Below are 8,362 nucleotides of genomic sequence, written 5' to 3'. Positions count from 1 at the left end.
TTAATAGAGATACCGACAATTCGCGGCTCTACACCGTGTGATTTGGCGGCAGCGTCAGATGTGGATAAAGGACAGGGCATGGCTCGGCGCTGCAATGGCTGGTCTGGGGACGAGCCAGCCGGGGGCTCGCCCTGCTCGGCATCGTCGCAGCGGTGGCCGTGCTGACGGATCTCGCCCTGTCCGTCGCCCTTCGCTTCGACCGGCACGATACCCTGCGGCCCGTCGCCCTGGTGGTCGAGGCCGTGCTCTCCGGCGCGGGGCTGACCGCCGCCCTGGCCGTGGCCCTGCGGCGAATCCTGGGCCTCGACGGCCTCGTCACCGGCCGGCATCTCGATATCCTCGGCCGGCTCATCCTCGCCTTCGGCCTCGCGGCCCTCTACTGCCACGTGACCGAGAGTGTGACTGCCCTCCTCTACGGCGATGCCGCCGAGCGCACGGCCTTGTCGGAAAAGCTCCTCGGCGACGAAGCTCCGGCCTTCCGGACCCTGATGATCGCCGGCCTCCTGCCCACGCAGCTGTTCTGGATCGGCGCCGTGCGGCGGAACGCCCCCGCCCTCGGCCTGATCGGCGCGGTCGTCGCGGCCGGTCTCCGGGCCGATCACGGTGCGGTCGCCCCGGCCGACGCGACCGCGAACGGGCTCGCGGATGTGCTGACGGGAGCCGCCGCCTTCCTCGGCCCCCTCGGCCTGTTCGTCCTCGGCCTGCTCCTGATCGTGCGCCTCGTTCCCCCGGTCTCCATCGCCGAGACGCGGCAACTCGCCCTCGCCGTCAATGTCCGCGCCGCGCCGGACATGCTTGAGCGGTTTGCCCCGAGCCGCGCGGGTTTCGGCGCCGTGTTCACCTCGGAGGCCGGCCTCGCCGAGGCGGCGCGGGGGCTCTCGGTCCTCGACCGCCCGCCACGGTTCGACGCCTTCGGACCTGTGCCGCTGCCGGAGGCCGCCGCCGCCCTGCATCGCGACGAGCGAGCTCTGTCCCGCCTCGCGCTCCTCGGCGCGGTTCTCGGAGCCGGCCTGTTCCTCGCCGTGCAGGGAGCGATGGCTGGCCCGCGCGACGGGGCGGTGGCGGCCTTCTCCTGGGCGATGCTGACGATTCCGGCCTGTTCGGCCGCCGTTCTGGGGGGAGGCTTCGGCATCGCGACGGCTCTTGCCCTTGCCTTGCGGACGGGTCGCCCTGAGGGCGCTCCGCCGGCCGGCCTCGGCGGGTACTTCGTCCTGACGATCCTGTCTCCCGTCGGCGCCCTCGATCCGGCCGCCTTGGCCCGCCGCCTGCACGGACTGCCCCCGTCCGCCGGGCGGCCGCTCGCCATCTATGGTCCCGGCCTTTCGGAGGCACGGCGGTGAGCGTGCAGGAGAAGGGCGGCGCGGCCCGCAAGGCGGCGGGGGCGAAATCCGCCCGCGGTTACTTCCTCGATCCGGCCCGCCGCCCGGCGGCGGCGTTCCTGGCCGGGCTCTGCTGCCTGCTCGCCGCCGCCCATCTCGCCGGCCTTGTCAAGCTCGCACCCGCCTATCTCGCCGCCTGGATCTGCCTCCTGGCGTTGCCCGCAGGTGCCCTGCCCGTCGTCATCATGATCGAGCGGGCGGATGCGTGGCGTCCGCAGCCGGAAACCGCCCTGCTCGAAACCCTGCGCGGCCTGCTGGCGCTGATGCCGGTGGCGGCCCTGCTCAGCCTGCCGATCCCCTTCGCCGCCGCCCTGCTCTACTCTCCCCCGCCGGATGGCCCGTTCGGCCTGGCCCGGCTGCCGGCCGTGTTCCTGGCCGCGCGCCTCGGCCTCTATTTCGTCCTCTGGACCGGCCTCGCGCTTCTGTTCGCCCGCCGGGGCGGCGAGCCCTGGGGCAAGGCCGGGCGCATGGATGACGGGCGCGCCGTGCTCGGCCTCGGTCTTCACACCGTGATCGGCACCCTCGCCGCCTTCGACCTCGTGATGTCGGTGAAGGGCGTGCCGGGACTTCGCTTCCACGCCAGTGCCTTCGGCCTGCTGACGATGGCGGCTTGGTCGAGTCTCGCGCTGGCCGCCGCGATCCTGGTGGCGCCCCCCGATGTCGGCCCCGCCCGGCGGCGGCACGACCGGCTCACCCCGCTCGCCGTCATGCTCCTGGTCTGGGCCGGCCTGCACGCGGTGCAGTTCCTGATGCTTGGGGTCGCCGCCGATCCGGGGGCAGCCGCGTGGTACCGCCCGCGCGCCGGCGCCTCCGGCCGCGCCCTGTTGCTGGCCGGCGCAGCCCTGATCGGACTCGCCGCTCTCCTGACCCTGCGCCCCGGTGAGAACCGGACGCGCCTCGTGGCCGCGCTCGCCGTCGGGGTTCACCTCGCCGAGTTGTTCTGGTTCGTCACGCCGGCGTTCCGGGGCAGTTTCCGGCTCACCGTTGTCGATGGCTTGGCGCTGGCCGGGATCGCCGGGCTGGCGGCGGGCCTGGCGCCCCTGGTCCGGCGCCTGTTCCCCGGACTCGCCGTCACGCCCGCTTGGCCGGGGCGCGAGCGCCGGAGCAGAGCCGCCGAGCCGGTGCGCGTGCCGGGTGCGTGAGGCGCCCGGCTCCGCCCGACCGCATACGGGCGATTGTCCTGGGATCGGTGCCGCGAGGCGGTTGTCGGGGGCGGGGAAGCTGCCTAACTTCGCCCTCCCCTCGGCGCCGCGCGAAGTTCACGACCCAACCATGTGCGAATTGCTCGGAATGAGCGCGAACGTGCCGACCGACATCCGGTTCTCCTTCGCCGCCCTGGCCCGCCGTGGCGGCGAGACAGGTCCGCACGCCGACGGATGGGGCATCACCTTCTACGAGGGCCGCGGCTGCCGTTCGTTCCACGACCCCGAGCCGAGCGCCCGCTCGGAGCTGGCCAAGCTGCTGCGGCGCTATCCCATCAAGAGCCGCATCGTGGTGGCTCATGTGCGCAAGGCCAATCGCGGCCGCGTCAGCCTGGAGAACACCCATCCGTTCTCGCGGGAATTGTGGGGACGGCGCTGGACCTTCGCCCATAACGGCCAGCTCAAGGGCGTGAAGCGCTTGCCCCTGGGACGCTTCGAGCCGATCGGCACCACCGACAGCGAGTACGCCTTCTGCTGGATCCTGTCGCAGCTGCAGGACCGCTTCCCCAAGCCGCCCCGGCCGGCGGCCCTGGAGGCGGCGATCGCGGACTACGCCCTCGCCCTGTCCGAACTCGGCGTGTTCAACATGCTGCTGAGCGACAGCCGCGTGCTCTATGCCCATTGCGGCAAGCGGCTCTGCTATCTGACCCGGCGTGCGCCGTTCGGCACCGCGACCCTGATCGACGAGGATTGGCGGGTCGATTTCGCGCAGGAGACCACCGAGACCGACATCGTCACGGTGATCGCGACCCGGGCCCTCACCCGGGACGAGACCTGGACCGAACTCGAGCGCGGCGACACCCTGGTGCTCACCGATGGCGTGGTGCGGGTGCTCAAGGGCGCGCGGCCGGCGACCCGGCGGCGGCCGGCGCCGGAGATGCGCGGCGCGGCCTGAGGCCGCTGCCGATTTGCCGCATTTTCGCTGCAGGATTGTGCGGCCATCTCAAGAATCCGGCAGAAATCGGCAACACTCTGCCGGAGCTGTGTGCAAGCGTGGCCGTATTTCTCGCGATGCGGGTGTCTTCGGCCGGGCAATGCGCTACAACTATGTTAAGGACCGCGTCAGATGCTGCCTTGAGCCCCTGCCGGCGACGCGCGGTCCTCCGGACTGCACAGAAAGCCCGATCGCGAAGAGCCCGATGCGCAACGACACCGAAGCGACCCTGGATCGTCCCGCGATGACCGACGGCCGTCCCAAGCTGTCCGACACGATCCGTACCCATCTCGGCGACCATCTGCGCAGCGTCTACGAGACGCTCGGGGCGAGCGAGGATACGCCGTCCCGCTTCGCCGAACTGATCGGAAAGCTCGAAGCGGCGCTCAAGGCCCAGGGCGAGCGGGTCGATCCGGATTTCCGCAACGGCCTCCTGGCCGCGGTCCCGTCCCTGCGCGCCTTCGCCCTGTCGCTGACCTCCAATCCCGCCCGCTCCGACGACCTCGTGCAGGACACCCTGCTCAAGGGCTGGCAGCACCGCGCCCGGTTCCAGCCGGGCACCAACCTCAATGCGTGGCTGTTCACGATCCTGCGCAACATCTTCTACTCGGATCACCGCAAGCGCGTGCGCGAGGTCGAAGATCAGGACGGGTCCTACGCCGCCCGCCTCGCCACCGCGCCGCATCAGGGCGACCGGCTCGATGTCGAGGATCTGCAGAGCGCGCTGGCCAAGCTGCCGCCGGATCAGCGCGAGGCCCTGGTGCTGGTGGGCGCGGAGGGCGTCTCCTATGAGGAGGCCGCCACCATCATGGGGTGCAAGGTCGGCACGGTGAAGAGCCGCGTCAGCCGCGCCCGCGGCCGCCTGGCGGAACTCCTCGGCTACGACGAGGAGGATCTCGGCTCCGACCGCTTCATCCAATCGGCGATGCCCGACGCCTGATATGGCATCAGGCCGACGATTTCGGTCTCTCTCAAGGCATCGCGACGCGAGCCCGTGGCCATTCCGGGCACCGCGCTATTCGGACAGGTCGCGCCGCTGACGCTCGCGAAGCTCCCGAGGATGTTATCGCTTCCCTCTGAGACGGTATCCGCTTGATCGGAGCGGTCCCGTATCAACAAGTCTGCGCGGCGCCTGAGCGAAGCCCAAATCCGCCATCCCGAAGAGATCGACCGGATGTGGTATGGCCGCGACAGTGCAGTGGGAGTTTCGTGAGAGCCACTACGGGCCTTTGACCGCAGCGCTTGGGCATGAGGACCGTCCGATCACCAGGAAGGACCTGTCGAACGGCCTGCCGGCGCTCCGATGATTCGGTCTAAGCGGCGCGCTGAACATTGAATGGAACCGGCGCTGGCCCTGCTCGCCTGGCTATCTGAGCCTGGCATGATGCGAAACGGCGTCCGGGCGGAGCGGCAGATCCATCACGCGTGGTGGCGTCGCCTCCGGCGGAATCTCATCGCTGCAGGCACGAAGGGCTTTGCCTCTGCCACGAGTTCCTGCCGAGCGGGGCGGCCTGGATCTGCCTCCGGGTTTTGTCCATGCGCGGAACTCGGACCAACTGCTCCAGCCGGTCCGGTATCCGGGCTCAGGCCGCGGCCTTGCGACGCCCGCCGGGCTTGCGGCCTTCGCCGCTCGTGCCGCTCTTGCGGCGCGGTTCCGCCGGGGCCTCGGCCACCACCTCATCCACCGGCTCGGCCGCCTTCGCCGAAGGCTTGCGGCGCTGCTGGCCGAGGCCGAGATCCTTGGCGAGCGCCGAACGCGCGGCCGAGTAATTGGCCGACACCGTCGGATAGTCGGCGGGCAGGCCGTAGCGGCGGCGATAGCCTTCGATATCCAGGCCGTGCGTGGTCAGGTGACGCTTGAGCGTCTTGTAGGGCTTGCCGTCGATGAAGGAGATCAGCGCGTCGGGCGTGATCGACTTCTTGATCTGCGCCGGCGTGGCCCGCTCGACCTCTTCTTCCTCGGCGGCCTGGGGCGCCGAGAGGCCGAGGAGGGCCGCGTAGACTTGAGTGATCAGAGCCGGCAGTTCAGCCGATGGGAGCGAGTTGTTCGAGACATAAGCCGAGACGAGATCGGCGGCGAGTTCGATACGATCGAGTTGTGGAACCTGACTGCTTTCCGACATTCCAAAAGATCCTGATTGGCCCCTCGATCTTGTGAGCTAAAAGAATGGCGAAAAGTTTCAAGGCCGTTTCTGCCGTCTTTCCCGAAATCTGACTGAAAAACCGAGCAAAGGCCGCCGTTATGCTCATATTTCGACGGATCAGGTCAGGTTGGGGTACGTCTCCGCTCTGCTCAAGGTGGCTCAGGCAAGCTGAGGGCTGAAAAAAGGGGCGATGCGACACCAATGATTCGCGTCGCTCAACAAATCGTGAGCTTGGATTCCCGGCGCCACCGAGAAATCCCTCAAGCTGTCACCGGGGCGGTGCACGCTTCGACAGATTGTGTGTCGCGCCGTTGCCGGTCAGCTTCGAGGTTGCGGGCGGCGCGCGGGACCGGGTTCCGGCTTTTACAGGCCCGGCAGCGCCGCTTCGGCAATGTTGCTTGCCGCCGCCGAGCGGCGTCGGATCCGTCGCTCGCCCGTATCCGGCAATGTGCAGCGATAGACCACCGCATCGGGCGGCCCCAGGGTCGCGTTGAGCGGAACCGTGACGGTATCGCCGGAGAAGCGCCAGTGGCGGGTGCCGCGATCCCAGTAGAGCCAGACCGTGGTGTCGTGGCCCCTCACGTCGAAGATCGCGGCCTTCTTCGACATCGCCCGCAGGGTGCGCGGTTCGTACAGCCCCTTGCGGCGATAGGCGGCCTGGGAGGCCTCGTCCTGGCGGTCGACGAAGGTGTTCTGGACGATCTGCAGCGTCGCGCCCGGCTTGCGAAGAAATTTCTTGAAATCGCTCAAGGACCGCAAGACCACGGGCATGGCATCCATCCAGTCATCAAGTCACGGACTCATCCTGCTTTGTGCGACGCACCTTAGTTTCAGCCAGATGACGGTTGTTGCTCCCGGCGAAAGGCAGGGCCGGACGATATCCACCGGAAATGGAATCTATCCACAGGACTCGCAGCGAAGCTTTGCGCGTTCAGGCGCGGCCACTGGCCATCGCTTGGCTTCGGCAATGGGTTGACCCATGGGCCGGGCTGGGGCGTTCTGGCCCGATGCTGCTCCAGTTCTTCACCGGCCTGCGCGAGGCCCGGGTGCCGGTTTCCCTGCGCGAATATCTCACCCTGCTTCAGGCGATGGAGAGCGATCTCGCGGGCAAGCGGGTGGAGGAGTTCTACTTCCTCGCCCGCACCGTCTTGGTGAAGGACGAGTCCAACCTCGACCGGTTCGACCGGGTGTTCGCCTCCGTGTTCAAGGGCCTCGAAACCTTGGGCGAAGCGGTCGAGCCCGCGGCGATCCCCGAGGAATGGCTGCGCAAGCTCGCCGAGAAGTATCTGACGGGAGAGGAGAAGGCCGAGCTGAAGGCGCTCGGCTGGGACAAGCTGTTCGAGACCCTGAAGCAGCGTCTGGCCGAACAGAAGGAGCGCCACCAGGGCGGCTCGAAATGGATCGGGACCGGGGGCACCTCACCCTTCGGCGCCTATGGCTACAACCCCGAGGGCATCCGCATCGGCCAGGACGGTAACCGCAACTTCCGCGCGGTGAAGGTGTGGGACCGCCGCGAGTTCAAGGATCTCGACGATTCCCGCGAACTCGGCACCCGCTCCATGCGGGTGGCGCTGCGGCGCCTGCGCCGCTTCGCCCGGACGGGGGCGGCCGACGAACTCGACCTCGACGGCACCATCCGCGAGAGCGCGCGCCAGGGCTTCATCGACGTGAAGCTGCGCCCGGAGCGCCGCAACGCCGTGAAGGTGCTGCTGTTCCTCGATGTCGGCGGCTCGATGGACTGGCACGTGGAGCTGGCCGAGGAGCTGTTCTCAGCCGCGCGCTCCGAGTTCAAGCACTTCGCGCATTTCTACTTCCACAACTGCCCCTACGAGGCGGTCTGGACCGAGAACCGTCGCCGCCACGACGAGCGCATCCCGCTCCTCGACGTGATCCGCACTTACCCGTCCGATTACCGGGTGGTGTTCGTGGGCGACGCCTCGATGAGCCCCTACGAGATCGCCCATCCCGGCGGCTCGGTGGAGCACTGGAACGAGGAGGCCGGCGAGGTCTGGCTCGGCCGCGTGCTCGACCATTTCCAGAAAGCCGTCTGGCTCAATCCCGTTACGGCCGAGCACTGGGCCCATACGCCCTCGATCGGCATGGTCCGCCGGATTTTTTCCGACCGGATGTTCCCGCTGACCCTCGAAGGTCTGGACGGGGCGATGCGGGCGCTGCTGCGATAGGGCGTCATCGTCCGCTTCGGGGCGCCCCACGCCGTCCCCGCGCGAGGGGGCGGGGAACGCCGGAACGCATAAAACGATCAGCCCTGGCGGGCCGGGGTCGTCACGGTGAGGCCGTCGAGTTCGGGCGTCACGCGGATCTGGCAGCACAGGCGCGAGGTGGCGCGCACGTCCGAGGCGAAATCGAGCATGTCCTGCTCCATCGGCTCGGCCGGGCCGACCTTGTCGGCCCATTCGGCGTCCACGTAGACGTGGCAGGTGGCGCAGGCGCAGGCCCCGCCGCACTCGGCGTCGATTCCCGGAACGTTGTTACGGATCGCCGTCTCCATGACGGTCGAGCCGACCTCGCCGTCGATCGTGCGGGCCGTGCCGGCGTGATCGACGAAGGTGATCTTGGGCATACCTTGCTCCGGGACGTATCGGCGTCCGCCTGCGATCCTTCGAGGGGCGGCGTGGCGCCTGCTTGCGGGCGGGAGCGTCAGAATGCAAGCGGGGAACGGGCGTTTTTCCGTCGCGCCCGGAT

The 8,362-nt window shown here is 68.8% G+C and carries 8 protein-coding genes; 5 read left to right on the top strand and 3 right to left on the bottom strand.

Annotated elements, in window-relative coordinates; translation table 11 throughout:
* The first annotated feature begins 152 nt into the window (after window positions 1-152).
* From MZTS_RS19125 to MZTS_RS19110, 4 genes are all read left to right on the top strand, one after another.
* Window positions 153-1,340, top strand: coding sequence for a quinol:electron acceptor oxidoreductase subunit ActD (locus MZTS_RS19125; RefSeq protein WP_343068805.1), 1,188 nt, complete (start codon window positions 153-155; stop codon window positions 1,338-1,340).
* A complete protein-coding gene (locus tag MZTS_RS19120) occupies window positions 1,337-2,521 on the top strand; it encodes a hypothetical protein (protein ID WP_192285032.1) in 1,185 nt (394 codons plus the stop codon). Before MZTS_RS19125 ends, MZTS_RS19120 begins: the two co-directional genes overlap by 4 nt.
* 130 nt (window positions 2,522-2,651) lie before the next feature.
* Entirely contained in the window at window positions 2,652-3,476 is an 825-nt protein-coding gene (locus MZTS_RS19115; protein ID WP_192285031.1) for a class II glutamine amidotransferase, read from the top strand.
* A 244-nt stretch (window positions 3,477-3,720) separates the two neighbouring features.
* Window positions 3,721-4,455: a NepR family anti-sigma factor gene (locus MZTS_RS19110; protein WP_192285030.1), complete on the top strand. Its 735-nt coding sequence runs from the start codon at window positions 3,721-3,723 to the stop codon at window positions 4,453-4,455.
* Between the two features lie 643 nt (window positions 4,456-5,098).
* Here MZTS_RS19110 and MZTS_RS19105 read toward each other — a convergent pair.
* Both MZTS_RS19105 and MZTS_RS19100 read right to left on the bottom strand, forming a co-directional pair.
* Complete coding sequence (locus MZTS_RS19105) at window positions 5,099-5,638, bottom strand: Ros/MucR family transcriptional regulator (RefSeq protein ID WP_192285029.1); 540 nt, start codon at window positions 5,636-5,638, stop codon at window positions 5,099-5,101.
* A gap of 384 nt (window positions 5,639-6,022) precedes the next feature.
* Entirely contained in the window at window positions 6,023-6,430 is a 408-nt protein-coding gene (locus tag MZTS_RS19100) for a hypothetical protein (protein ID WP_192285028.1), read from the bottom strand.
* Between the two features lie 236 nt (window positions 6,431-6,666).
* Here MZTS_RS19100 and MZTS_RS19095 point away from each other — a divergent pair, with 236 nt between their 5' ends.
* A complete protein-coding gene (locus MZTS_RS19095; protein WP_192285027.1) occupies window positions 6,667-7,842 on the top strand; it encodes a vWA domain-containing protein in 1,176 nt (391 codons plus the stop codon).
* 77 nt (window positions 7,843-7,919) lie between these two features.
* Here the strand turns inward: MZTS_RS19095 and MZTS_RS19090 are convergent, their stop codons facing one another.
* On the bottom strand, window positions 7,920-8,240 hold the full coding sequence (locus tag MZTS_RS19090) for a 2Fe-2S iron-sulfur cluster-binding protein (RefSeq protein ID WP_192285026.1): 321 nt from the start codon (window positions 8,238-8,240) through the stop codon (window positions 7,920-7,922).
* Window positions 8,241-8,362: the final 122 nt, after the last annotated feature.

The sequence above is a fragment of the Methylorubrum zatmanii genome, assembly GCF_014845115.1.
Lineage (GTDB): Bacteria > Pseudomonadota > Alphaproteobacteria > Rhizobiales > Beijerinckiaceae > Methylobacterium > Methylobacterium zatmanii.
This window is presented reverse-complemented; position numbering and strand designations above follow the sequence as displayed.

Coding starts and splice junctions, on each gene's coding strand:
- MZTS_RS19115 (WP_192285031.1), top strand. CDS start 2,652: ATGTGCGAATTGCTCGGAATGAGCGCGAACGTGCCGACCGACATCCGG.
- MZTS_RS19110 (WP_192285030.1), top strand. CDS start 3,721: ATGCGCAACGACACCGAAGCGACCCTGGATCGTCCCGCGATGACCGAC.
- MZTS_RS19105 (WP_192285029.1), bottom strand. CDS start 5,638: ATGTCGGAAAGCAGTCAGGTTCCACAACTCGATCGTATCGAACTCGCC.
- MZTS_RS19100 (WP_192285028.1), bottom strand. CDS start 6,430: ATGCCCGTGGTCTTGCGGTCCTTGAGCGATTTCAAGAAATTTCTTCGC.
- MZTS_RS19095 (WP_192285027.1), top strand. CDS start 6,667: ATGCTGCTCCAGTTCTTCACCGGCCTGCGCGAGGCCCGGGTGCCGGTT.
- MZTS_RS19090 (WP_192285026.1), bottom strand. CDS start 8,240: ATGCCCAAGATCACCTTCGTCGATCACGCCGGCACGGCCCGCACGATC.